The sequence below is a fragment of the Rhodococcus sp. WS1 genome (genome assembly GCF_003797745.1).
Taxonomy (GTDB): Bacteria; Actinomycetota; Actinomycetes; order Mycobacteriales; family Mycobacteriaceae; genus Rhodococcus_F; species Rhodococcus_F erythropolis.
This window is the reverse complement of sequence record NZ_RKLZ01000002.1, coordinates 313667-338220: the sequence shown is the minus strand read 5'-3', so window position 1 is coordinate 338220 and position 24554 is coordinate 313667. Positions and strand designations below refer to the sequence as shown.

The 24554-nt window shown below is 61.1% G+C and carries 21 protein-coding genes; 16 read left to right on the top strand and 5 right to left on the bottom strand.

Translation table 11 applies throughout. The features are described from left to right. Positions 1-6 precede the first annotated feature (6 nt). From EEB12_RS14130 to EEB12_RS31045, 15 genes are all read left to right on the top strand, one after another. On the top strand, positions 7-1581 hold the full coding sequence (locus EEB12_RS14130) for an APC family permease (protein ID WP_141487968.1): 1575 nt from the start codon (positions 7-9) through the stop codon (positions 1579-1581). 228 nt (positions 1582-1809) lie between these two features. Beyond that, positions 1810-3096 (top strand): aspartate aminotransferase family protein, encoded by a 1287-nt coding sequence (locus EEB12_RS14125; protein WP_003943881.1) that lies wholly within the window; start codon positions 1810-1812, stop codon positions 3094-3096. Further along, positions 3096-4658: an aldehyde dehydrogenase family protein gene (locus tag EEB12_RS14120; protein WP_042950304.1), complete on the top strand. Its 1563-nt coding sequence runs from the start codon at positions 3096-3098 to the stop codon at positions 4656-4658. Before EEB12_RS14125 ends, EEB12_RS14120 begins: the two co-directional genes overlap by 1 nt. A 3-nt stretch (positions 4659-4661) precedes the next feature. After that, positions 4662-5264, top strand: a complete 603-nt coding sequence (locus EEB12_RS14115; protein ID WP_003943811.1) for a BMC domain-containing protein — start codon at positions 4662-4664, stop codon at positions 5262-5264. Then, the gene (locus tag EEB12_RS14110; RefSeq protein ID WP_042950305.1) at positions 5264-5752 is read left to right on the top strand and encodes a hypothetical protein; all 489 of its coding nucleotides are present in this window, start codon (positions 5264-5266) and stop codon (positions 5750-5752) included. The genes EEB12_RS14115 and EEB12_RS14110 overlap by 1 nt, the downstream gene beginning before the upstream one ends. Beyond that, positions 5752-6027, top strand: a complete 276-nt coding sequence (locus EEB12_RS14105) for a EutN/CcmL family microcompartment protein (protein ID WP_042950306.1) — start codon at positions 5752-5754, stop codon at positions 6025-6027. The genes EEB12_RS14110 and EEB12_RS14105 overlap by 1 nt, the downstream gene beginning before the upstream one ends. A gap of 62 nt (positions 6028-6089) precedes the next feature. Continuing rightward, on the top strand, positions 6090-6371 hold the full coding sequence (locus tag EEB12_RS14100; RefSeq protein WP_003943829.1) for a BMC domain-containing protein: 282 nt from the start codon (positions 6090-6092) through the stop codon (positions 6369-6371). A gap of 118 nt (positions 6372-6489) precedes the next feature. Continuing rightward, positions 6490-7098, top strand: coding sequence for a microcompartment protein (locus EEB12_RS14095; RefSeq protein ID WP_050794046.1), 609 nt, complete (start codon positions 6490-6492; stop codon positions 7096-7098). Positions 7099-7131: 33 nt separating this feature from the next. Beyond that, the gene (locus EEB12_RS14090; protein ID WP_134998592.1) at positions 7132-8148 is read left to right on the top strand and encodes a phosphotransferase enzyme family protein; all 1017 of its coding nucleotides are present in this window, start codon (positions 7132-7134) and stop codon (positions 8146-8148) included. 38 nt (positions 8149-8186) lie between these two features. Next, the gene (gene fabG, locus EEB12_RS14085) at positions 8187-8966 is read left to right on the top strand and encodes a 3-oxoacyl-ACP reductase FabG (protein ID WP_042950308.1); all 780 of its coding nucleotides are present in this window, start codon (positions 8187-8189) and stop codon (positions 8964-8966) included. A gap of 103 nt (positions 8967-9069) precedes the next feature. Then, positions 9070-9840 carry a GntR family transcriptional regulator gene (locus EEB12_RS14080; RefSeq protein ID WP_141487967.1) on the top strand — a complete coding sequence of 257 codons (771 nt, stop codon included), beginning with the start codon at positions 9070-9072 and terminating at the stop codon, positions 9838-9840. A gap of 301 nt (positions 9841-10141) precedes the next feature. Continuing rightward, positions 10142-11509 carry an ArgE/DapE family deacylase gene (locus EEB12_RS14075; protein ID WP_187326678.1) on the top strand — a complete coding sequence of 456 codons (1368 nt, stop codon included), beginning with the start codon at positions 10142-10144 and terminating at the stop codon, positions 11507-11509. Then, complete coding sequence (locus EEB12_RS14070; protein ID WP_141487965.1) at positions 11506-11805, top strand: hypothetical protein; 300 nt, start codon at positions 11506-11508, stop codon at positions 11803-11805. Before EEB12_RS14075 ends, EEB12_RS14070 begins: the two co-directional genes overlap by 4 nt. Before the next feature lies 1 nt (position 11806). Then, the gene (locus EEB12_RS14065; RefSeq protein WP_134998589.1) at positions 11807-13327 is read left to right on the top strand and encodes a sodium:solute symporter; all 1521 of its coding nucleotides are present in this window, start codon (positions 11807-11809) and stop codon (positions 13325-13327) included. A gap of 337 nt (positions 13328-13664) precedes the next feature. Continuing rightward, on the top strand, positions 13665-14648 hold the full coding sequence (locus EEB12_RS31045; RefSeq protein ID WP_141487964.1) for a helix-turn-helix transcriptional regulator: 984 nt from the start codon (positions 13665-13667) through the stop codon (positions 14646-14648). Between the two features lie 51 nt (positions 14649-14699). Here EEB12_RS31045 and EEB12_RS14055 read toward each other — a convergent pair whose 3' ends face one another. Together EEB12_RS14055 and EEB12_RS14050 are read right to left on the bottom strand one after the other, a co-directional pair. Next, complete coding sequence (locus tag EEB12_RS14055) at positions 14700-15476, bottom strand: SDR family NAD(P)-dependent oxidoreductase (RefSeq protein ID WP_141487963.1); 777 nt, start codon at positions 15474-15476, stop codon at positions 14700-14702. Positions 15477-15626: 150 nt separating this feature from the next. After that, positions 15627-16526, bottom strand: a complete 900-nt coding sequence (locus EEB12_RS14050; RefSeq protein WP_141487962.1) for a LysR family transcriptional regulator — start codon at positions 16524-16526, stop codon at positions 15627-15629. Between the two features lie 73 nt (positions 16527-16599). Here EEB12_RS14050 and EEB12_RS14045 point away from each other — a divergent pair, with 73 nt between their 5' ends. Further along, the gene (locus EEB12_RS14045; RefSeq protein WP_141487961.1) at positions 16600-17550 is read left to right on the top strand and encodes a DMT family transporter; all 951 of its coding nucleotides are present in this window, start codon (positions 16600-16602) and stop codon (positions 17548-17550) included. Here the strand turns inward: EEB12_RS14045 and EEB12_RS14040 are convergent. From EEB12_RS14040 to EEB12_RS14030, 3 genes are all read right to left on the bottom strand, one after another. Then, positions 17547-20849 carry an arabinosyltransferase domain-containing protein gene (locus EEB12_RS14040; protein ID WP_020968115.1) on the bottom strand — a complete coding sequence of 1101 codons (3303 nt, stop codon included), beginning with the start codon at positions 20847-20849 and terminating at the stop codon, positions 17547-17549. The genes EEB12_RS14045 and EEB12_RS14040 overlap by 4 nt on opposite strands. A 73-nt stretch (positions 20850-20922) precedes the next feature. Then, complete coding sequence (locus tag EEB12_RS14035) at positions 20923-24180, bottom strand: arabinosyltransferase domain-containing protein (protein ID WP_141488678.1); 3258 nt, start codon at positions 24178-24180, stop codon at positions 20923-20925. 82 nt (positions 24181-24262) lie between these two features. Next, entirely contained in the window at positions 24263-24532 is a 270-nt protein-coding gene (locus tag EEB12_RS14030) for a helix-turn-helix domain-containing protein (protein ID WP_141487960.1), read from the bottom strand. Between the last annotated feature and the right edge of the window lie 22 nt (positions 24533-24554).

Genomic DNA, 24554 nt, shown 5'->3' with positions numbered 1-24554 from the left:
TTCGTCGTGACCGATGTATCCGAGGCCGACGGTGCGGCCGCCGCCGGTGAGAACAAGTCTGGTCAGCCGGTCCAACGTCTGAAGAAGAATTCAGTCGGCCTCGCAGGTGTGGTTTTCATGGCTGTGGCGACCGCTGCGCCGATTACTGCCATGGTCGGGAACGTTCCGATTGCTATCGGCTTCGGCAACGGCAGTGGCGCTCCGGCGGGGTACCTGGTGGCGACCATCGTGCTTGGCCTCTTCGGAGTCGGATATGCAGCGATGGCACGCCATATCACCGCAACCGGGGCCTTTTACGGATTCATCAGTCATGGGCTGGGACGGGTACTCGGGATGGCCTCGGGGACGATCATCACGATGGCGTACGTGGTGTTCGAGGCATCCCTCGTCGGCATCTTCAGCTTCTTCTCGCACAGCACGGTGGAGAAGTACACCGGCATATCCGTTCCGTGGATCGTGTTCGCTTTGGTGATGCTCGCGGCCAACGCGATCCTCTCCTACTTTGATATCAATTTGGCTGCAAAGGTTTTGGGAGCTTTTCTGGTAACAGAAATCTTGATGTTGGGACTGATGGCCGTTGCAGTGCTCGTTCACGGCGGTGGTCCGGACGGCTTCGCAGTGTCTTCGATCAACCCGGTGAATGCATTCGAGCCTGCGGCAGGCGTCGGCGGTGCAGTGGCAGGTATCGGACTGTTCTTCGCCTTCTGGTCGTGGGTAGGCTTCGAGTCGACTGCAATGTATGGCGAGGAGTCGCGCGACCCCAAACGAATCATTCCGCGCGCAATTCTCCTGTCAGTTCTGGGAATTGGACTGTTCTACGTATTCGTTTCCTGGATGGCCATCGCCGGCACCGGTCCGGCCCGGGCCATCGAGCTGGCGCAGGATTCCTCGACTTCCAGTGAGATATTCTTCGGTCCGACACGTGATTTCGTCGGTGGCTGGGCCGTTAGTGTCTTCGAGGTACTACTCATTTCAGGGTCATTCGCGTGCGGAATGGCCTTCCATCAGTGCGCATCTCGATATATCTATGCGCTGGGGCGTGAGGGTCTGATTCCCGGTTCCGAAGGCTCCGTTGGTCGAACCCACCCCGTGCACGGGTCGCCACACATCGCGTCGTTCGTCCAGACGGTCATGGCCACTGCGATTGTGATCGCCTTCGCGGTTGCCGGGATGGATCCGTACATCCACCTATTCGGGTTGTTGGCGATTCTCGGTACGATGGCAATCCTGATTGTTCAGTCGCTCTGCGCTTTTGCAGTCATCGGCTATTTCCATGTTTCCAGGAACCATCCGGAAACGGCCAACTGGTTTCGAACTCTTCTGGCTCCCCTCCTCGGCGGGTTGGGAATGCTGTACGTGGTGTACCTCTTATGGGAGAACCGCAGTTTCGCGGCGGGTGCTGCTGCGGATACCCTGCTGTTCCGCTTGAGTCCGTACATCGTGGGCGGACTGTTTCTTTTCGGAATGCTCGTCGCCGTTTGGTACAGGTACCGGGCTCCCGAGCGATACGCCCGAATCGGACGCATCGTCTTGGACGACACACCCGAATCGGAACCGGAAGCTGAACCTTCGATCAACTGATTTTCATTTGGTATGACCAATCGCGATATGGAGGGCATGTCTCGTTGCGAGAAGGCCGGTTGACGTTCGAATAGCGATGGCGTGCAGCACTATTGAGTCGTACGATCAGAAGATTCAACATTTTCCCACCCGTGCCATTGACTTTATTGGTCGGACCATTAATGATTTACATGTACGCAGAGAGTCGAAAGCCCGAACGAATCGGGCCAGAGTCAGGACAGGTGGGATATGTACGACTACGGCTCATTCAGCTTCGATTCCAAGAGCGAAGTGCTGGAGAAGGCCAAACGGTACTGGAACCCCGACAAGACTCAGTTCTGGACCGACAGTGGCATCGATCTGGTCATCGGCCGACGCGAGGGTTACGTGCTGTGGGATATGGAGGGCCGCCGCCTCATCGACCTTCATTTGAATGGCGGCACCTACAACCTCGGGCATCGAAATCCGGAGGTAGTGGCGGCAGTTGCCGAGGGACTCGAGCTGTTCGACATCGGAAACCACCACTTTCCCTCGGTCGCGCGCACCGCACTCGCTGAAGCATTGGTCCAGACGGCTCCTGCAGGTCTGACGAAGGTTGCGTTCGCGTCCGGAGGTGGAGAGGCGATCGATATCGCGCTCAAAAGTGCTCGGCATGCAACGCAGAAGAGAAAGATCGTATCGATCGTGAAGGCTTATCACGGTCATACCGGACTTGCGGTAGGCACCGGTGACGATCGGTTCGCGAAGCTCTTCCTCGCGGATCGACCGGACGAGTTCATTCAAGTGCCGTTCGGTGATCTGGATGCAATGGACAAGGCCTTGTCTGGCCGTGACGTTGCGGCGGTGATCATGGAAACGATTCCGGCGACGTACGGATTTCCACTACCGGAGCCGGGCTACCTCGAAGCGGTCAAAGCGATGACAGAAGCGTACGACGCTCTGTACATCGCAGACGAGGTGCAGACAGGACTGATGCGTACCGGTGAACTGTGGGGTATCACCAAGCACGGGATCGATCCCGACATCATGGTGACCGGTAAGGGAATTTCAGGCGGTATCTATCCGATCGCGGCTGTGCTGCTCAGTGATCGGGCGGGGCAGTGGCTCGAGCAGGATGGTTTCGGCCACATCTCGACGTTCGGTGGCGCCGAACTCGGTTGTGTCGCAGCGCTCAAGACACTCGAGATCACCACCCGCCCACAGGTGAGATCGATGGTGCATTACATATCCGAACTCATGGGTGCCGGGCTTCGCAGAATTCAAGATCAATACCCCGGGTGGTTCGCCGAGATTCGTCAGAACGGAGTGATCCTCGGTTTGCGATTCGACCACCCCGAAGGGGCGAAGTTCGTGATGCGCCAGTTGTACGAACTGGGGGTATGGGCGATCTTTTCGACATTGGATCCGCGTGTGCTGCAGTTCAAACCAGGCATTCTGATGTCGCGTGAGCTATGCGAAGACGTCCTCGATCGCGTTGAAGTTGCTGTCGGACGAGCACGCGACGACGTTCACAACTCTGACCGGAGGGCAATCTGATGAGTACGGCTTTTGCCGGACATATGCTCGAACGCGCCGTTTGGGCCGCCGAGTCATTCGCCACCTACGACGCCGACTCTGTGGGTCGAATTGCGCAGGCGGTAGCCGATGCGGCATACGAAGCGTCTGGGCACTATGCCGAATGGGCGGTTCGCGAGACGGGGATGGGCGTGGTTGCAGACAAGGTTCGGAAGAATCAGGCCTGCTCACGCGGAATCCTCGAGTTCTACCGTGGGCAAGATTTTGTCAGCCCCAGGGTGGACGAGCTCGACAAGATAGTCGAGATTCCACGCCCTGCCGGTGTCGTGCTTGCCCTCACTCCTACTACCAATCCTGTTTCGTCGGTGTACTTCAAAGTATTGATCGCGATGTTGACCCGAAATGCCATCGTGGTTGCACCACATCCGAGGGCAAAGCTGTCGTGTGCGGATGCGGCGCACATGCTCAGTGCTGCAGCGGTGGCAGCGGGCGCACCGGACGGCATCATTCAGGTGGTCGACGAGCCGACGATTCCGTTGATGGAAGCGCTGATGTCGGACGATCGAACCGACGTCATCGTGGCAACGGGTGGGTCCAGCGTTGTCCGCGCGGCTTACTCGTCGGGCAATCCGGCTCTAGGAGTGGGTCCCGGCAATGTCCCTGTGTTCGTGGACGCCACTGCGGATGTGCGTTTGGCCGCACAACGAATCGTCGACAGCAAGGCTTTCGACAATTCTCTTCTGTGCACCAACGAATCCGTACTCATCGCCGAGGATTCAGTTGCGGATGGCTTGACGCGCGAGATGCAGCGTGCGGGGGCTCACTTGCTGGATGTCGACGATGTGAATCGACTGCGCGAGTACATGTTTCCCGAGGGGCACCTCAACACGGACGTCGTCGGCAAGGATGCAGTGTGGATCGCGGACAAGATCGGACTGCGGCTGACCGCGAAAACCAGACTGCTCGTAGCTCCGTTCGATGTTGTTCGCTCGGAAGAGGTTCTGGCGCACGAGAAACTGTCACCGGTGATCGGGATGGTGCGGGTTCCTGACGCTGATCGAGGTGTACGAGCTGCGCGGGCAGTGGTCCGTATCGCCGGCGCCGGTCATTCTGCGGCGATTCACAGCGAGAATTCGCACACGATCATGAACTATGCGGCGCTGGTGCCGGTGCTGCGTATTTCGGTGAACGTCGGAAACAGTACGGGTAGCGCGGGACTCGACACGAATCTGGCTCCATCAATGACGATCGGTACCGGATTCGCCGGGCGCAGTTCGATCGGTGACAATCTCGAGCCGAAGCATCTACTGAACTGGGCTCGCGTCGCCTACAACTCGGACGAAAGTGTCCGCATGGCGAATCTTTCGGGTGTCGAAATCTGGCAGGTGCCGGCCGGCGCCGTGCCGGTTTACCCCATCGCCTCGAATGCTGCCCCCGGGTCGGGAGTGGCTGTGCCGAAATCGGTTCCGCGGACAATCCGCGCTGACTCGCCTGTTCGAGGCTCGTCGACAGATGCGGATCGGCTCCGCGCAGAGCTCCGTCGGATAGTCGTCGAAGAACTCTCCCAACTGAACAAGAGGTGACCCATGGCTGAACTTCGATCGTTCATTTTCATTGACAGGCTGCAACCACAGACGATGTCCTATCTGGGTACCTTCATTCGTGGAACGCTTCCTCGGGCCGATTCTGCCGCTCAGATTATCGAGGTTGCGCCAGGACTCGATATCGAAGGCATTACCGACGTTGCCCTCAAACACGCTGATGTGCAGGCTGGCGTGTTGGTTGTCGAAAGGCAATTCGGGTACTTGGAATTTCACGGTGAAACAGGGGCGGTGACGTCTGCCGCAGACGCGGCGCTGGACGCACTCGAGGCGACCAGATCTTCTGCGATCTCGCCGACAATTCTCGCTTCGAAGATCATTTCCAGTATCGAACCGCAGCATGCCTTCCTGATCAATCGCAACAAGATCGGATCGATGGTGCTGGCTGGAGATTCGCTGTTCGTTCTGGAAGTTCAGCCTGCCTCATATGCGATCCTGGCGACGAACGAGGCGGAAAAGGCAGCCGACGTCAAGGTGGTCGACTTTCGCATGATGGGTGCAACTGGTCGAGTGTACCTATCTGGTAGTGAAGCAGATGTGCGGCAGGCCGCCGAGGCAGCTCAGAGTGCTCTGGGAGGTGAATTCTGATGAAATTGCCTCCGCCCGAAGAGCTTCGAACTATGATTCGAGAGATCATCCGGGAAGTCGCACCTGAGGTCCCGAATAAACTCGCTCCGAGTAAACCCACCCCGAGCAAGCCCGCCTCACCTCAGCTCACTCCGGCGCCGACTGGTCCGACGGCTGGCTCTCATCGAAACAAGACCGAAGCAGTGCGGCTGAGCACCAGCGCCGAACTGCAGACCTTCGTGTTCAAGCTGCTGGAATTGTTCGAGAATCCGAAATCGCGGCAAGACCTGCGTGCCGGCCGATTGAAATTCACACTCGCCCCCGGCTCGAAGGCAGCGGGACCAACATCGGCAGTTCACCGTATCGACGAGGGTGTGGTGACCGAGCGGCATATAGCTCGCTTTGCAGAATCCGGTGCGCGCCTTGTTCTCGGGCGCAAAGCAGTGATAACCCCGCTGGCTCGCGAGAAGGCACGCGCACTCGGGGTCTTATTCGAAAAGGAGCGCTGATGATTGCCGCAGTTGTCACGGGAAACGTCTGGTCGTCACGACGCATCGACGGACTGCCGAACGGCGCGCTTCTGCGCGTCGAGGCTCTGGAGTCGGGCGACCGATTCATCGCGTTCGATGTACTGGGCTCGGGTGTCGGCGAGCACGTCCTCGTTGCGCAGGGCTCCGTCGCATCCAACTGGTTTCCCGGTACACCACCACCTGTGGACGCTCTCGTCATCGGATCGATCGATCGAGACGCCACACCCGAAGTTCCCCCGAACTCCGGTCACTGACCGGATCGTGATCCTCCTGTCTGCGTACCTCGCGACAGAACCGTCAATAAAGGAGTCGACAAATGTCCAGCACAGCAATCGGAATGATCGAGACCAAGGGATTCGTTGCAGCGTTGGCGGCCGCCGATGCAATGGTCAAGGCAGCAAACGTCACCATCACGGATCGGCAAGAGGTCGGCGACGGATTGGTGGCGGTCATCGTCACTGGTGAAGTGGGGGCGGTGAAGGCCGCCACGGAGGCCGGCGCTGAAACAGCTTCTCAGATAGGTGAATTGGTGAGCGTCCATGTGATTCCGCGTCCGCATGCCGAACTAGGTGCGCACTTCTCGGTGGTCTCCAAGTAGCTCGGTCGCATCCGTTAGGCCCAGCAGGATCAAATGTCCTGGCAGGATCAAAGTCTGAGGAGGAGGCACCTCGGTGTCCGCACAAGTGCAATCAACAACGGATATCCGTGTCTACCTGATGGTGCATGACCTGCAACGTCAGTTTGCGGCGTACATGGGTACACCCACTCGCGCGCGTGGGTACCCGCCGTATGAGCACGATTACGCACTCATCGTCGAGGTGTCACCAGCTCTGGCGATCGAACGTGTGATGGACCTCGCGCTGAGGGCGGTTCCTTCCGTCGAGCCCGGGATACTATACGTGGAAAGGCAATTCGGAGTTCTCGAGATTCATGCGAACAACCTTGCCGATGTGGAACGTGCGGGTCAGGCGATCTTGGACGGCACCGGTAGCGAGGCAGCTGATCAGCTGCGACCGAAGGTGCTCTACCACGACGTGATCGAGGACATCACGGATCAGCATGCGGTGATCATCAATCGGAACAGACAGGCATCCATGGTAATGCCTGGGCAGTCGCTGCTCGTGTACGAAATGACCCCGGCGCTGTTCGCGACGGTGGCTGCCAACGAGGCCGAACGCGCAGCTCCGGGAATCACTCTCGTGGACGTGCAGATGATCGGTGCAGCCGGACGGCTGTATATCGCAGGATCGACCGAAGAGGTCACGTCGGCCCGAGACAGGATCACGGACGTCTTGGCAGGTATCGAAGGCCGCGAACACGGCTGAGTCAGTTTCTTGAGAGGAGAGGAGGACCACCTGATGTTTGTCGAAGGTGCGGGATCGGCCGAGGACCTGGTCGCAGATCGTGCGATCAAGGAGTACACGTTCTCGCGAGATGCGCAGTGGCGCATGATCAATTTGTCGGAAAATGCGACCTATCTGGTCGAAGACCCGGGGACAGGCTCGGGTGGAATCCTCCGCGTGCATCGGGAGGGATACCACGATGCGCAGGCGATCGAGTCAGAACTGGATTGGCTCGATGCCCTCCATGAGGAGAACATCGTTGATGCCTCCACAGTGATTCGGACAGCAGACGGGCGTCGAATCGTAACGACGGAAGTTTCCGGACGTACGCGGCACGCAGTCCTTTTCGAGACGATGGGTGGCTTGGAGCCGGATGAAGCGGGAATTTGTGCGAACGACTTTCATACACTCGGAGCGGTGACAGCGAGGCTTCACTCTCATTCGAAGCGTTGGCGCAAGCCGACTGGTTTCGCTCGCTTCTCGTGGGATTGGACCAATACACTCGGCGAGGCACCGAGGTGGGGACGCTGGCAGGATGCTGTCGGCATCGGGACCAACGAGATTGCGACGTTGGAGCCTGCCGTGGATTTGATTCGCCGGAGGTTGGAACGATACGGGCAGGGCCCGGACCGATTCGGTCTGGTGCACGCAGACCTCCGACTGGCGAATCTTCTCGTTGATGCAGATCAGGTCAACGTGATCGATTTCGACGATTGTGGGTTCGGCTGGTTCCTGTACGACTTCGGTACCGCCGTGTCTTTCATCGAGCACGATCCGGCATTGCCGCGTTGGCAGGAAGCGTGGTTGTCCGGGTACCGAACCGTCGCGGAATTGTCCGACGAGGACGAAGACATGCTCGCTACATTCGTCATGTTGCGCAGGATGCTCTTGGTGGCATGGATGGGTTCCCATTCGCATTCCCACGAGTCGCGCACGAAGAGTTCGAGTTATGCAGCGGGAACGTGCGATCTGGCGACCAGGTACCTCGATTCCGCCGGTTCCTCACTCGAGCGAACAGGTTCTGTTCGCTGACCGACTAGTCCCGATCAATCAACTCTGATGAGGTCCAAATGTTCAACTCCATTGAAGGTCGTTCGGTCGTCGTCACCGGCGGTAGCAAGGGCATCGGCTTGGGAATGGTTCGGGTATTCGCGCGCGCAGGGGCAAATGTGCTCATGACCGCGAGAGACGCTCTGACTCTCGAACGTGCCGCGGAGGGTTTGAATGATCTTCCTGGCACTGTCTCCACACTTCAAGTCGACGTCACGAATCCTGACTCCTTGGCCGGTATGGCGGAAGTTGCGGCCGAGCGACACGGAGGAATCGACGTGTTGTGCGCGAATGCTGGGATCTTCCCGTCGAAGCGGCTGGGGGAGATGACCTCGGAGGACATGGACTGCGTATTCGGCGTCAACGTCAAGGGCACCATCCACGCCGTGCAAGCGTGCATGCCGTGGCTCGAAACTTCCGGGCATGGAAGGGTCGTCGTGACATCGTCGATCACCGGACCCGTGACCGGGTATCCGGGTTGGTCGCACTACGGGGCAAGCAAGGCCGCGCAGATGGGCTTCATCCGAACTGCTGCCATTGAGTTGGCCCCGAAGAAGATCACGATCAACGCCGTCTTGCCCGGCAATGTGATCACCGAGGGGCTCGACGGTTTGGGACAGCAGTATCTGGACGAAATGGCGTCCAGTGTCCCGGCCGGCAGTCTGGGCAGCGTCGAGGATATCGCCAATGCCGCGCTGTTCTTTGCCCTGGACGAAGCCGCGTACATCACCGGTCAGTCGTTGATCGTGGATGGGGGACAGGTCCTTCCGGAGTCGGCGATGGCGCTCGGCGAAATGTAAGACAAGCGACGACGGATTCACCTGTCCCCGGTGAATCCGTCGTCGCCGCGCACGGCTATTATTTGGTCAGACCGAATACCCGCCATGTTCAGGAGGCTGCCCCATGGGCGCGCAAACTGAGGAGGTCCGGCGGCGAATCGTGGCCGAGATCAATTCCGGAGCATTGCCTCCCGGGTCGCGGCTCGGGAGCGAGCGGGAACTGGCAGAACACTACGGAGTCAGCCGCTCGAGTCTGCGGCAGGTTCTTGCTGCATTGGAGGAAGCCGGGGTCGTTCGTCGAGCGATCGGGCGTTCCGGCGGCACGTTCATCAGTCATGCAACGGTCGAGCGAGATCTCTCCGGTGTCATCGGGTTGCCCGCGTATCTGGCGAGCCAAGGATACGTGGCCGGCAGCAGGATCCTGTCCACTCAAATGACCGTTCCCGACCGAAGCGCGCAAGATGCGCTGGGTTTGGGCGAGGGCGAGTTCGTGATCGATATTCGACGCATTCGGCTCGCCGACGGGTCTCCCATCTCGTTGGAACACGTACAACTCCCGGCTGGTAGGTTTCCGGGCCTGCTGGAGCGTCCTCTCGGCGGCTCGCTCTACGAATTGATGGAGCAGGCATACGGTTTGGTTCCCGGTGCCGCCGAGGAGCAGATCGAAGCTGTCAACGCCACCACGACTGAGGCGTCGGTTCTCGGGACCCGCGTCGATGCTGCTCTGTTGTTGATCACGCGCACCACCCGAGACCAGTCGGGCATTCCGTTCGAATACTCACGTGACCTGTTTCGCGCTGATCGAACTCGAATCTCGGTCACTGCCCGGGGATCGGTTGGACGAAGAGAGACAACAACCACCGTCCTGGAAGTTCGAACCGACTCCGAATCCTGAGTTCTCTTGTAATAGAACGAGATAGCGTCAGATTGCGTGATCAGGCTGCCAGTCGGTGCCGAAGCCTTGGTGGATCAGAGTGTGGGCTGTGTGTCGGACAATCCAGGGATCCGTTGGTTGACGGATGAACGTGTCCCCGTAGGTGCACATCTGGGGTCGAGTTGCTGATGTTGCGTGACCTTGTTCACATCTAGTCTTTGTCTACTCGCGGCGAATCTGCTGCCGCAGTGAGTATTCCGTCCACGAATGCACGGGACTCTTTCTGGTTCAAGTCGATTCACCTACATTCCAGGAGCACATGGTGAGCAATCCCACGGAGTTGTCCGGACCCTCATCCGAAGTGGCAGCGAAACGTCGCGCGTTCGACGCTGTCGATGCGTTGGCTGAGGACATGGTCACAGTGTTGTCGGAGATCATCGCTATTCCCAGCGTGAATCCGAAATATCCCGGCCAGAGCTACGACCAAGTCGTAGGTCTGGAAGGCAAAGTCAGTAACGTGCTGTCCGAGATCTATCAGGACAGTGGCGCCGATGTGGAGAGATGGGAAGTCGAGGCCAAGCGGACCAACGCTGTGGGGACTGTTTCCGGCTCCGGTGGTGGGCGTTCGTTGATCTACAACGGGCACGTCGACGTCGTACCCCCGGGAAATGTTGCGCGGTGGGAATCTGGAGACCCGTTCTCTGGCCGAATTGACGGTGACCGAGTGTGGGGGCGCGGCGCAAGCGATATGAAAGCAGGGCTGGTCGCACAGGCTTTCGCGGTCAAGGCTCTGCAACGTGCCGGCATCTCGCTTCGTGGCGATCTGATCATTCAGGCGGTTGTCGGGGAAGAGGTCATGGACCACGAGTGCGGGATCTCGTCGACCCTTGAGCGCGGGTATCGGGCTGATGCTGCTGTCGTGGCCGAACCGAGCGGTCCGACTCAACTCGGAGTAATCCCGGTGACCCCAGGTCTGCTCTGGTTCTCGGTGACAGTAGCGGGTAAAGCTACTCACTCGTCAATGCGTGGTCAGACGATCAGAGCCGGCGGTGGCGGATCCAAGGTTGGCGTCAACGCAATCGACAAGGGGTTTCTCGTCTTTCAGGCACTTCAACGCCTCGAGGAAGAATGGGCATTCACGAAGACGCACCCGCTCTTCGCTCCTGGGCATTTCTCGATTCATCCCGGTGTGGTGACGGGCGGTCCACACGGAGTGCTTGTGCCGTTCATCCTGTCGGAATACATGACCATCGAGTACTGCGTTTGGTATCCACCTCAGGACGACCCTGAAACAGTCAAGCAGGAGATCGAGGCGCAAATCGAATCGATAGCGCGGACCGACGGCTGGCTGCGGGACAATCCGCCGACCGTCGAATGGAAACTCAGTTGGCCGGCGAACGACCCGGGAGAGTCGGCAGCTGAGATCACCCAAGCGATCTCCCAGGCCCACATCGCTGCCGCAGGTGGGACACGGTTTGCCGGTGCGCCAACCGTTGCCGGCTTCTGTGCGGTTGAGGATACTTCCTTTCTCACGATGGCAGGCGTTCCCGCGATCAGTTATGGCCCCGGGGACCTGCGGGTGTCTCATGCAGATGACGAGTACTGTCTGATCGACGAAGTTCATACTGCTGCAAGAACTTTTGCCGCCCTTGCAATCGACTGGTGCGGACTAGAGGAGCAGGCAGAATGAAAAAGTTCATTCGGCAACTCGAGCCGCGAACAATTCATGTGACATTCGGTATCCTGTACGGCATAAGCCTTCTGCTTGCGCTGTTTCCTCCGTTGTATCTCGCAGCAAGTGGCGTCTCGACACGAATCTTGGGGCTGCCGTTCAGTATCTTCTACTGGCTCTTCGACGGGTTGTTGGTCGGGCTGAGTCTGTGGGCGCTCTATCTGGTCGAAGGCATCAGGGGCGAGTTGGACGAGGACTTCGCTGTGGTATCCGGCCCCTCCGTTGGGTCACCGAGTTCGCCGACTGGAGAATGACATGTTGATCATGCTCGGAATGTTGACAGTCTTCTATGCTGTCGTCGTCTATATCCTTTACGCCACCAAGCGCAGCGAAGCGCCGTCCTTCACCGAGTATTCGGTGGGTGGTCGTAGCTATGGTCCATGGTTCGTCGCGATGTCCTACGTCAATTCTTGGTGGCCGGGTGCGGTTTTCATCGCCTTCTTCGGTTTGGCGGCGGGTGCCGGAGTATTCGGATTCTACGGACTGGCCTACTCGGGGCTAGGCGTTGCGATGATGTATTTCATGGCCACAAAGGCCTGGCGATGGGGAGCTCGATACGAATTACGTTCACAACCAGACCTTCTCGGGCTGCGGTTCGACTCGACATTGGTCAAGAAGGTTGCCAGTGTGATCGGTGTGGTGTCGTTGTTCCCGTGGGTGGTGCTCGGAATGCAAGCGCTGGGGCAACTCCTCGAAGTTGCCAGCGAAGGCAAATGGTCCGTCACAACCTGCCTGTTGGTCGGCTTGGCACTCATCGTCGTTCGCCAGATCTGGACAGTCAAGATGGGCATGCGCGGGCTTATCATGACCGACCTGTTCCAGGGGATAGTCGCTTACGTGGTTGCCGGATTGGTGTGTCTGCTCATGCTCGTCGGATTTGGTGGATCACCCATCAGCTTCGGGGCGTTGGCGGAACTGCCGGTGGAGATGCTGCGGGTACCAGGCGACGGCGACGCATACGGGCCCTTCTACCTGTTTGCGTTGATCTTCACCGGTGTTGTTGGATCACTTTGTTGGCCAACAAGTTTCCAGCGCATCTACACAGCATCCGGAGTGCGAGCAGTCAAGGCGGGTACTATCCGCACCGTCTTGATCTCGGGGGTCTTCTACAGCTTGTTGATGCTTGTGGGACTCGCGGCGTCGACAATTGCAGAAGTGCACGAGGCGCCGCAGAATGGTTGGTTCACCCTGATGTACCAATATGGTGGAACATGGATGCTGGGACTGGCGGTCACGATTGTTTTCGCAGCATCGATGGGGCATATCGACGGCAGCGTCCAGGTGTGCGGTCTGCAGATTGCGAACGACATCATCAATTCGGAACAGCGTCCGCTCTCGGATCGACAGCTGACGGCAGTTGCAAAGTCCAGCATGGTCGTATTCATGGCGGTCGCCGGTGTCGTCGCGTATCTCACGTTCGACATGGCGCGTTTGCAGCTCCTTGCTCAGATCTCGTACCAGGGGATCGTGCAATTGTCGATTCCTCTGTTTCTGGGACTCTTCTGGCGCGGTGGTAACAAGCACGGTGCAGTTGCCGGCATGCTCTCCGGGTTCAGCGTCGCGGTGATCTTGACATGGATCTACCCTGACGACATTGCGGGCCTCGGTGGGCTCACCGCCGGTATAGTCGGAATGGCAGTGAACCTCGTTGTCTTCCTGTCGGTCTCGGCGATCACCGGTCGGACCGACGCAGATCGTCGTCGCGTCGACACCCTTTTCGAGGCCGGTCGGAGCCCGGTGCGTGTGCGACAGGACGGGGCACTGCGAGCGTCCTGACTGCATGGCGTTCACACCCATCGCCTAGTTCTCACTATTCGGTCGGAGTCGCTGTTCGGAGTCCGTTTCGCGGAATCCTCGGGCAGCGGCTCCGGCCGAGTGCGAGTGATCTGATGATGATCGCCCTGCGAGGCGGCCCACTGTCTTGGTAAGGCGGTCATTGTCACCCGAAAAGCGTGGTTCCGCGGTATCCTACGATGCTATCAGCCGATAAATCTTCGGTTGAATCCCGTGGAAAAGTCCTGATGCGCTTCAACTTTCGCTGGGATTGTGCACGAGAAACCGACTGGTCGATTGTCGTCACTTGGCGCGCATCGATCGAAGTGAGGATGACGACATGGCGCTCACTCATCACACGCTCGCCACTGTGGCGGACATCGCGTCGATATGCATAGAAAATGCACCTGTCAGCCAGAGGGCATCCGCGGTCATGGATCGGCTGAACGAGGAGATACCGTTCGAGGCCGCATCGATCGCGAGTTACGACATGGGAAAGCAGCGTCACTTCACCGTTGCAGCATCGGATTACCCGGGAGAAGTGAGTTCGTATCTCAATCAGGGGTTCACCGTCGACGACCCCGCCTTTCTCGCTATGCGATTTCGACGTTCGCGGCCGCTGCGCTGGTGCGATATTCCGAATTATGTTGACAACTTCAGTGCGCGAGAGGTCTTTCAACCTTCCGGTTTCAACGAAGGAGTCACGACTTGTCTGTTCACACGGGACGGTCGATATACAGGCTCACTTCATCTGAGCACAACGTTTCCGGTTCCGTTGAGTGACGCGGCCGTCGACTGTTTGCTCGCTGTTCAGCCCCTCATCGCGACGCTGACCGACGGTTTGCGGGCAAACGATGGGGGCAGTTGGGAACTGTTGGTCGATGGTTCGGAAGAAACTGCATTCTTGACCGACGAAGGATCGGTGTCCGATGTTCAGGGCACGGCGCGTGGAGAACATCTCCACGAGGATGGTGCGCTGTACCAACAAATGCGTATTGCAGTTGCCCTCGGCGGCCCTCGAAGTCTCTATTGGGTTTCGCCCGACGGACATACGATGCGTATGTCGGTTACGCCCGTAGCTGCAGGATCGCTGGTGACGCTTCGTCGCGAGAAGGCGCCCCGGAATCTGACGGCTCGTGAACTCGAGGTACTCACGTATCTCGCCCGCGGGCTCAGTAACGCCGAAATTGGCAGAGAATTACATGCGAGTCATCGCACTGTTGCAACACATGTCGAACGCATACTTGACAAACTCGACTGCCACTCACGAGTGGCGGCCGCGGGAATCGCGACAGCTGAAGGTATTGTCCTGCCGCTGCGGTGACAACGCACCGGTCTCGGCGTCGCTCGACACCGAGACCGCCCGACGATTTTGCTACTGTCCGCCCGTCGGAGTGCCGATGGTCCAACCCCCGTCGACCAGGATATTCTCTCCGACTACATGATCGGAGAGATCGGATGCCAGGAACAAAGTAGCGTTTGCAATATCTTTCGGAGTGGCCCACTGCCCCCTCGGGGTTTGGCCGGTCAATATCTCGCGTGTTGGTTGGTCGTAGGAATCCGTCATCGCAGTCGTCACGAATCCTGGGGCTACAGCGTTGACGTTGATGCCGAAAGGTGCGTAGTCGAGCGCTACCTGTCGTGTGAAGTTGACGATCGCGCCCTTCGAGGCGCAGTAGGCCGCGAAGCCGGGGTTTCCTCGAAACCCGCTGATGGAACTGATGTTCACGATCTTTCCACCTCGATTGATTGCGCGAAGCTGTCGGATCATCTCCCTGGTGCAATAGAACGTGCCGTCAAGATTGATCGACATCTGTCGACGCCACAGGTCGTCGTCGGTTTCGAGGACAGTCCCGGCGACGAGAATGCCGGCGTTATTTACGAGTATGTCTATTCCGTTGTGTCGCTGAGAGGTCTCGGCGAAGACGGTTGTCACTTCTGTGCTGTCCGAGACGTCGAGGTGGACGTGTTCGGACAGTCCTCCACGCGATTCGAGCAACTCCGTAGTCGTGGGTCCACCCTCTCGCGGTTGTTCGGAAAGATCGGCGACCACGATTCGCGCACCCGCTGCCGACAGCGTTTCAGCGATAGCCCTGCCGATACCCGAAGAGCCCCCCGTTACGAGTGCAACTTTGCCGGTCAGATCGATCATGATGCTCCTGGTGCTCGAAGGGGTGTATAACTCCGAGCCTAAAAGGCATGTATGACAAAGGGTATCGGTCGGTTGGCCCCCAAACATCATGCTGTTGGCCAGCGGTGTCCGTCATTCGACGGAACGGGTTGGCGAAGTGATCACTGAGGTTCATCCCAGAAGATCGAACTGGCGGCGTAGCGCTTCTATCGCCGCCAGGACGGCAGGTCTTTCGCTGTCGGTCCGCCAGGCGAGGTAGATGTCTCGGCCGAGCGGCGGAATCGTGTCGAGCATTCGAACACCTTCCGGCGGTACAACTCTCGCCAGGCGCGGGATCAAAGCGACGGCGAGGCCCTGAGCTACGAATTCGACCTGGGTGGGAAACTCGGCGACTTCGTACTCGATTCGTGGGTCGAACCCCTGCGCGCGCAGGGTCCTGACGGTGAAGGTGTGAAAGTCCGTTCCCCGTGTCCACGTAGCCCAGGCATGCTCGGACAGCTCGCTGAGCGCGACGACCTTGTTCTCCGCCAGCGGATGTGACGCGGGGAGAGCGAGCAGCGCCACGTCGTCGTACACGGGCGTGAAGGAGACTCCGTCGGGAAGTTCGACGGGCAGAGTGCTCCAACTGTCGACCACCACGACGTCGAGGTCGCGGCGAATCAGTGCGGGGAGCAGTTCTTCGGATTCGCCTTCGTTGAAGGTGATTTCGAGCTGGGGGTGCGCGTGCCTGATCTCGGCGATGGCTCGCGGCAGCACTGTCCTGCTGGGGGAGACCAGGGCCCCGATGCGTACGCGGCCCGTCACCTCGCTCTGCAGCGACGCGATTTCCGCCTCGGCCTGGGCGAGCGTCGAGAGAACCTCTGCGGTTCGGCGCGCGAGGATCCGGCCCGCTTCGGTGAGTCGTACACCGCGGCCCTGCGGTTCGAGGAGCGGAACACCGACCTCGCGCTCGAGCTTGTTCAACTGCTGCGAAATTCCGGAGGGTGTGACATGCAAGGTGCGGGCGGCAGCCGCTACTGATCCGTTCTCGGCGACAGCGTGCAGGGCGCGGAGTCTTTCGAGATTCAACACAGTAGAAATGCTACCGAATATACGGTCTGAACATTTGCTTGTGCTGAATAGTTAGCGGCAGGAACATTGTCGAGTGACCACTCTGACCTCCGCGACCGCGCAGACACCGACACCCACCCGAACTCCTCGGGGGCGCATCGACCCTCGATTGCTGGTCGTCGGAGGCGCAGCCGCGATCTCGATCAGTTCGCTCCTCATCAAGCTGGCTGATGTCGGGCCCTCGACGGCCGTCTTCTTCCGTTGCTTCCTGGCCTTGCCGCCGCTGTTGTGGTTGGCGTGGCGAGAGTTCCGCCGGGTGGGCAAGCCGAGCCGGCGGGCAGTCGTTCTGCAGGTGCTCGGCGGTCTGTTGCTCGGACTGGATTTCGCGTTGTGGTCGCAGTCGATTCTGATGATCGGCGCGGGTATGGCGAGCGTCGTCGTGAACGTGCAGGTGATCGTGGTGCCCGCACTGTCCTGGTTGGTGTTCGGCAATCGGGTGCCGATGCGCTTCGTCTTCGCCCTACCGTTCATGTTCACGGGAATCGCCTTGGCGGGCGGCGTGTTCGGGGGCGGGGGAACCGGCGACGACCTGCTGTGGGGAACGGCGCTCTCGCTCGTCTCCGGAATCGCGTACGGCGGCTACATCTTCGTGGTCGGTCGTACGGGCGAGGCGGATCGGGCCGCGAGCCAGGTGTTGATCTCGACGACATCCGCGGGCATCGCCGGCTCCGTCATCGGATCACTGTGGGGCCGGATCGATTTCGTCCCGGGTTGGGAAGCGTTCGGCTGGCTCGCGGCACTGGCGCTGGTCGGCCAGGTGTTCGGCTGGATGCTGATGGGGCACTCGCTCCCTCGGCTTCCCGCCGAGGTGGGCGCGACGCTCCTGCTCATGCAACCGGTTCTCGCCGTGCTGCTGGCAGTTGTGCTGCTCGGCGAACGGCCGGGCGTTGGGCAACTACTCGGGTGCGTCGTCGTTGTCGGAGCGGTCTCGGCCGTCTCCGTACGTCGCACCCGAGCAGTCACCCGAGTAGGTAGCGCAGGCTAGTGCACTCGCATCTCGCCGGGCATCCACATGCCCGAGCGGGTTGCGGTGCCCGTCTCCACCTCTGCCGGAACAGCATTCGGGAAGTACCGGTCGTAGCGCTCGAGTGATCCCCAGTCTCGTGCCCAGTCGTCCTTCAGATACGTCGGAACCGTCGTAGCACCGGCGAGGACCTCGGTGAATCCGAGCGGTCCACCGTTGTCCGCGGACTGCCAGGTATCGGTGGAGCTGACGGCCAGGGGACGGTCCGGGAGGATGCGGAAGTTCGGCATCTCGGCCACACCGTTCTGATGTGTGAACGGACGTTGGCACGGGAACTGAAGGCCGACAGCCCAGTCCAGGAGGACCGGCTGCTCGCTGCCGATGTACGAGTCCAGGGACTCGAGCTTGGGCACGCGCGGCGGCGTGAACGCCATCCACTGATCGCCCGTGAGGTTGGGATCGAACGCGACCACCCGAACGGCGTCGGCGTCCGGCGCGAGTTCGTCGATCGGGATACGGACGTTGCGCCACGACGGCGCCGGGCCGATGTCTCGCGGCATGTACGAACCCTGAACCTGCACTGTTCCGTCGGGCTGAGTCTTGCCGTACTCGACCAGAAGCGACTGGCCGTACGTGATCGCACCGGTGTTGTCGACGGACCACACGCGGCCCGCTACGGACATGACCACCAGCGGTGATTCTTCACTGCGAGTGGGCAATCCGTACCAACTCGAGATGAGGGAAGCAGGTTCCTGCACGCCGGGCTGGTAGCTGCCCATGACCGGCGTCTTCGACGGATCGAGGCCGAAGGGGAGCTTGGCCGTGCTGCCGTTGACGCCGAGGTTACCGGTGCCGCCGCTGGTTCCGGCGCCGGAACCGGTGGCGAAGGTGGGGCCGACACTCTGGCTGTCGGTATTACCCATGCCCTGCTTGACTTCGATGTAATCGGCGGTCAGATCGCTGGGAACCCCATTGGGGGAGAAGCCCTTCGAATCGACTCCGGACAACGGATCCTCCGCGTTGAATCCGGGAGCGGGCAGAGGCCGCAGATTCCCGGAATTGACGTCGGTCTCGACCAGAACATCCTCGGCCATGCCGCAGGTCTTGCCCGCGAGTGCCTCGATGTTGCTTCGGCCCAGCGAGTACGCCGGGTACTGCGACACAGCGCCCTTGAGTAGTGAGAGCACCTCGAACAGGACCATCAGACCGGCAATCACGGTGAGCGGAGCGGCCGCGAACTTGCGAATTCGTCTGCCCTTGGCCGTGTTCGGTTTCTCGGGCGGGGCAGCAAATCCCTCACGCAGGTACTGCCAGGCGGCAAAGGCCAAGGCGAGAGCAAAGAGCGCGAGGAACAGTGTGTTGGATTCACGGCCGTCGTAGGAGATGGTCTTGTCGAACCACGGAACGCCGTAACTCGAGACGTACCAGTAGCCGTTGATGCCGGCGAACGTCAACGCGAGCATCAGGAGCAGCCCGGCCACGAACACCGATCGGTTGCGACGCGAGCGCAGGGCAGACGCGGACACTGCCACGGCGGTCAGCGCGGCGAGAGAACCAGCGATGCCCGCGTACGCACCGAAGTGGTGAGTCCACTTGGTGGGGTTGAACATCATCAGGAACATCGTGCCGAAGACGACGCCGACCAGGCGCCACGACGGACCGGTTGCCGCGCCGGGGACGCGGCCGCGGCGCAACAACACGAAGAGCGTCGTGAAGAGGCACAGGATCATCGTCAAGAACGCGAAGCGTCGGGCAACCGAGCCGTCGACCGTCTGGACGAAGAGGTAGTAGTAGCGCAGGAAGTCCTGGTACCACTCGAGATTGGGCCCGATGATCGTTCGGACGCGCGTGGCTTCCATGACGCCGGCAAAGGTCTGGTCGGCGAAGATGACCACCAGCACGATGGTTCCGGCAGCGGCGATCGGAGCGAGAAGCGGCAGTGTGCCGACCAGTCGGTGACGCTTGACGACGATGCGCACCAACGGGCGCACACCGGCGAGAAGGGCTGCGATACACATCAATCCGGTGGGTGCGGCGGCAAGAGTGAAGGCGCCGATCAAGATTGCCGTGGCCGCGGGCAGCAGGCGTCCGGTGGCGATGGCGCGCTCGATGGAGCACCAGGTGAGCAGTGCGCCGAGAGCCACGATGGGCTCGGGGCGAAGACCGTTGTTGTACGCCAGCCAGAAGGACAGGAATACCAGACCGCCGGTCCACAGGGCGACGTTGCTCCGGCGGACCGCCCGGCCGAGACGCGGGACGACCTCGCGGCTGATCACCATCCAGCAGAGGATTCCGGCGAGCAGAGCGGGCAGACGCATGAACGGGCTCGCCGTCGAGATCTTCGCCATCACGGCCAGGACTTCGTAGTACCAGCCGAACGGGGCCTCGGGAACGCCGAACCAACGGAAGTAGTTGGCCATGTATCCCGCGTCCGGCGAGACTCGGGCCATGGTCAGGAGATAACCGTCGTCGGCGGTGTTCGCGCCGATGAAGTGCCAGACGACCAGCGTGCCGACCACAACTCCGTCGATACCGGAGAACTTCCACCAGCGTTCGGGCAGGAAACGTCGGTGCTTGCGGCCGTCGGTGCCGTCGAGGCGAGCCAGGGCGACCAGCGCGACGATGGTCGAGAGCACTGCCACGATCATCGCGACCAGCTTCAGGACGCTGGGGCTCGACGAGAAACGTGAGTCGATCGTCATCGAGAAGCCGAGGCCCTCGGGGGCAGCGCCGTCGGGCAGGTCGCTGAAGACGCCGACCACCTGCGGGCGGAAGTCGCCGTCGAGCTGGCCACGAATCGGGTTGCCGTCGGGATACGTCAGTCCGACGAACTCCGCCGAGGTCCGGTTGACGTCAGAGCTGAACGCGATGGCGCCGCAGCGACTCGACTCGACGTCCTCGCGCGCTGCCGAAGCGACGACAACGTTGCGATCGAGCACGTCGACGCTGGTAGCGGACACGCGGACGAACATCGACGAGAGCGCGGCACCGTCGCCCTGAGCAGGTGCCGTCGACATCAGGATGCCGCCGCCCTCGGGGAGTGAGCTGACCGCGGTGCAGGGGATCGACGCGTTGACGTCGATGGGAACCTGCGCCATCAGCGGTGCCTCGACGTCGCCGATCACGCCGTTCTGTGGCCAGTTGACCGTCGCCGTCGTCTGCACGACAGGAAGCAGCGGAGTTGCCAGTGCGAGTACGAAGCCGAGCAAGCCGGCGATGATCGCAACCCATCGAGTGCGATGGAAACGCTCGCGGGCATCCTGACCAGCAGGAGGCGGCGAACTCGAAGTCTGGGGTGAAGCTGTCACGGCGTCGGGCACGGCTACCGATGGTATGTCAGGGCTGAGCGTGGACCTACCGTGCCTGGGTGGTTGGTAGGTCCACGCGTAACAGTTACGACTGGTAACGAATCGGGCCCGGTGTCCAGGTGCCCGACCGGGTCTCGGTGGTGACGTTCATTTGCGCGGGAACTGCGTCCGGATCGAGCGGTGTGTACTGCTCGAGCGAACCCCAGTCCCGGTCCCAGTCGTTGTCCAGGTAGGTGGGCAATGCCCTGGCCGAGAGCAGTTCGCTGGTCCAACCGAGCGGTCCGCCGCCGTAGTGGTCCTGCCAGGCGTTGGTGGACTCCGCGCCGATGCGGTCGGGCAGAATGCGCCACTCGGGGATCTCGGCGACGCCGTACAGATGATCGACCGGACGTTGGCACGGGAAGGCCAGACCGACGGCCCAGTCCATCAGCACCGGATCGGTGGATCCGACGACGTCCTGCAGCGTGCGCATGGTCGGCACTCGCGGCGGTGTCACCGCCAGCCACTGGTCGGCACTGATGTCGGTGTCACTGGCCACCAGACGCACGGTGTCGGCGTCTGCGGGCAGTTGATCCATCGGAACGCGCAGGTTGCGCCACGACGGCGACGGGCCGATGTCGATCGGATCGACTCGTCCCAGCGCGTCGACGCTTCCGTCGGCCTGCTTCTTGCCGTATTCGACCTGCAAGACCGCGCCGGGGGTGACGATGCCGTCGGAGTTGACGTAGCGGATTCGTCCGGCCGCGGCGACGGTGAGGAGCGGCGCGGCGTCGTTGCGCTCGGGCAGTGAGTACCAACCGGTGGTCAGTGACGCGTTCTGGGGCGCTCCGTAACTACCGAGCACCGGCGTTTTTGCGGGGTCGAGCCCGAACGGGAGCGCGACGTTGCTGCCGTTGACGCCCGAGGTCGACTGCGAGCCGCCAGCGGTTCCGGATCCGGTTCCGGGCGTGCTGGTGGTGCCGGACTGAGAGGTCGTGGTGTCGAGGCTGTTTGCACTGCCCGCCGTCGAGTCCTCGGCGTCTGCGGTGAGGTCGCCGGCGACTCCGTCCGGCGAGAATCCGGTCGATTCGCTTGCACCGAAAGCTCCGGCGCCGGCGAGGTCGGTGGGCCTGTCCACCAATTGCAGGACGCCGGTGTTGGGATCGGACTCCACGAGTACCTCACCCGCGAGACCGCAGCTTCCGCCGAAGACGGATTCGATGTTGGACTTGCCGATCGAGTACGCGGGGTACTGAGCGACCGCTCCCTTGAGTAGGGACAGCACCTCGAAGAGCACGACGGCTCCGGCCGCGATGGTCAACGGTGACGGGGCGAGAAGGCGAAGTCGCCTTGTCTTCTTGACGCTGTCTTCCGCACCGTTTCGCTCGCGCGGCTCCATGACGTGGTACCAGGCTGCCAGCAGCAGCGTGAGGATCGTGAGGCCGAGGAAGGCCGTCGAGAATCCCTTGCCGGCGATTGACGGTGGCTTGTCCCACCACGGGACGCCGTAACTCGAGACATACCACCAGCCGTTGGAGCTGGTGAACGCCACAGCGAGGATGAACAGGATGCCCGCGGCGAACAGCGCGCGGTTTCGTTTGGAACGCATGCTCGACGCACTCACGCCGACGGCGGCGAGCACGGCAACCGTAGCGGCCAGACCGGCGTACACACCGAAGTGGTGAGTCCACTTGGTGGGGGTGAACTGCATCAGGAGCAGCGACGCGAACACGATGCCGAGGATTCGGCGCGAGGGCCCGATCGCGGTACCGGGGATCCGGCCCTTGCGCAGGATCATCATGACGCAGAAGACGAGTCCGACGATCATGACGAACATGCCGAAGCGGCGGGCCAGTGAGCCGTCGGGGGAGATGGTCATCAGTGCGTCCCACCGCAACCGCTCCTCGAACCACGGAACGTTCGGCCCGACGGCGGTTCGCACCCTGGTGGATTCGAGAACCGTTGCGAGGGTTTGATCTGCGAAGACTGCGACAAGAACCACGGTTCCGGCTGCGAGGATCGGCATGACCTGGGACAGGAAGCCGACGCGTTTGCCGCGGGTGATGAGGATCTGCAGGATCGGCCGGGCTCCGGCGATCAGCGCGCCGATGGCGATCAGCCCGGAAGGCCCGGCGGCCAGCGAGAATGCGGCGATCAGCACGGCCATCGCGGCGGGCAACAGACGTCCGGTGGCGATGGCGCGCTCGATGGAGCACCACGTGAGCAGGGCGCCGAGGGCAATGATGGGTTCGGGACGCAGGCCGTTGTTGTACGGCAACCAGAAGGCCAGGAACACGAGCCCGCCCGTCCAGATGGCAACCTTGTTGCGGCGCACCGCAACACCGAGTCGCGGTATCACCTCGCGGCTGATGACCATCCAGCACAGAATGCCGGCGATCAACGCGGGCAGGCGCATCCACATGCTCGCGGTGCTGACCTTCGCGAACAGCGCCAGCACGTCGTAGTACCAACCGAACGGCGCTTCGGGGACGCCGAACCAACGGAAGTAATTGGCCATGTACCCGGAGTGCTCCGAGACTCTGGCCATGCCGAGCAGATATCCGTCGTCGGAAGTGTTGGCGCCGAACACATGCCAGAGCGCCAGCGTGCCGATCACCAGGGCGTCGATGCCGGTGAACTTCCACCACCGTGCCGGAAGGAACCGCCGGGCACGACGGCCGTCGACGCCGTCGATCCGGTGCAGTGCGTACAGCGAGACGATGGTCGAGAGTGCCGCGACGATCATCGCGAACAGTTTGAGAAGTGTGGGGCTGGACGAGAACCGCGAGTCGACGTCCATGTGGGCAGACAATCCGGCGGGCGCTGCGCCCTGCAGGTCGGTGAAGATGCCGACAACCTGTGGGCGGTAGTCACCGGTCAGGGTGGTGCCGACGCCGTTGATTCCGGTGACCGCCGCGACGGTCTGCTCGGAGTTGGTCGTGATGGTGATCGCCGTGCACCCGCTCAGTTGATCGAGCGGAGCCGAGATCAGCACCGAATCGCGAGTGAGTGCTTCCAGGCGGTCGGCAGTGGTGCGGACGGTGAGGCCGCGGGCGTTTCGGTCCGGCGCACCGTTCGGCATGGTCGAGAGCAGTGTGCCGCCGCCGTCGCCCAATTGGTCCAGGGTGGAACAGGGAATGCTGATGTCGAGCGATGTGGGCGAGTAGGAGATCAGCGGCGACGAGACGCTGTTGACGGTCCCACCCTGCGGCCAGTCGATGCTCGCGGCTTCCTGCTTGACGGGCAGGAACGGCGTCGCGAGTGCAAGAAGCAGGCCAAGAAGGCCGGTGACTATCGCGATGAGTCGTGCCGTCCGGACTCTCTGGGAATCCGATTCTCGGGGAGCTTCGGGGCCAGTGGGCACGGGTTTCGGGGGCACTACTACTTCAGACGGCACAAGGAACGATGTTAGGCGAGTGCGGGCCCACACATCCTGAGAGAACTACTCAGGATGCAACTTCCTGTTCGGATTGTGGTGTTTCAAGTGTTCGGGCGATGGTGTCGAGTGCAATACCCAACACTTCCGCGACCGCGCTGATGGTGAAGAAGGCGGGTGTCGCGATGCGTCCGGTTTCGATCTTGCGCAGCGTTTCGACGGAGATACCGGCGTCGAGCGCTACCTGAACCATGCTTCGGTCCCCCCGCGCCGATCGCAGGAGTTCACCCAGTCGTAGTCCTCGTTCGAGTTCTTCCGCCGTCAGCGGCACGCGCACCATGTGCTTATAGTAATACCGGTAT

Excerpts from the sequence above, each read along its gene's own strand:
- EEB12_RS14105 (WP_042950306.1), top strand. The coding sequence starts at position 5,752 with ATGATTGCCGCAGTTGTCACGGGAAACGTCTGGTCGTCACGACGCATC.
- EEB12_RS14080 (WP_141487967.1), top strand. The coding sequence starts at position 9,070 with ATGGGCGCGCAAACTGAGGAGGTCCGGCGGCGAATCGTGGCCGAGATC.
- EEB12_RS14055 (WP_141487963.1), bottom strand. The coding sequence starts at position 15,476 with ATGATCGATCTGACCGGCAAAGTTGCACTCGTAACGGGGGGCTCTTCG.
- EEB12_RS14095 (WP_050794046.1), top strand. The coding sequence starts at position 6,490 with ATGGTGCATGACCTGCAACGTCAGTTTGCGGCGTACATGGGTACACCC.
- fabG (WP_042950308.1), top strand. The coding sequence starts at position 8,187 with ATGTTCAACTCCATTGAAGGTCGTTCGGTCGTCGTCACCGGCGGTAGC.
- EEB12_RS14110 (WP_042950305.1), top strand. The coding sequence starts at position 5,264 with ATGAAATTGCCTCCGCCCGAAGAGCTTCGAACTATGATTCGAGAGATC.
- EEB12_RS31045 (WP_141487964.1), top strand. The coding sequence starts at position 13,665 with ATGGCGCTCACTCATCACACGCTCGCCACTGTGGCGGACATCGCGTCG.
- EEB12_RS14065 (WP_134998589.1), top strand. The coding sequence starts at position 11,807 with ATGTTGATCATGCTCGGAATGTTGACAGTCTTCTATGCTGTCGTCGTC.
- EEB12_RS14070 (WP_141487965.1), top strand. The coding sequence starts at position 11,506 with ATGAAAAAGTTCATTCGGCAACTCGAGCCGCGAACAATTCATGTGACA.
- EEB12_RS14090 (WP_134998592.1), top strand. The coding sequence starts at position 7,132 with ATGTTTGTCGAAGGTGCGGGATCGGCCGAGGACCTGGTCGCAGATCGT.
- EEB12_RS14120 (WP_042950304.1), top strand. The coding sequence starts at position 3,096 with ATGAGTACGGCTTTTGCCGGACATATGCTCGAACGCGCCGTTTGGGCC.
- EEB12_RS14030 (WP_141487960.1), bottom strand. The coding sequence starts at position 24,532 with ATGGTGCGCGTGCCGCTGACGGCGGAAGAACTCGAACGAGGACTACGA.
- EEB12_RS14115 (WP_003943811.1), top strand. The coding sequence starts at position 4,662 with ATGGCTGAACTTCGATCGTTCATTTTCATTGACAGGCTGCAACCACAG.
- EEB12_RS14125 (WP_003943881.1), top strand. The coding sequence starts at position 1,810 with ATGTACGACTACGGCTCATTCAGCTTCGATTCCAAGAGCGAAGTGCTG.
- EEB12_RS14100 (WP_003943829.1), top strand. The coding sequence starts at position 6,090 with ATGTCCAGCACAGCAATCGGAATGATCGAGACCAAGGGATTCGTTGCA.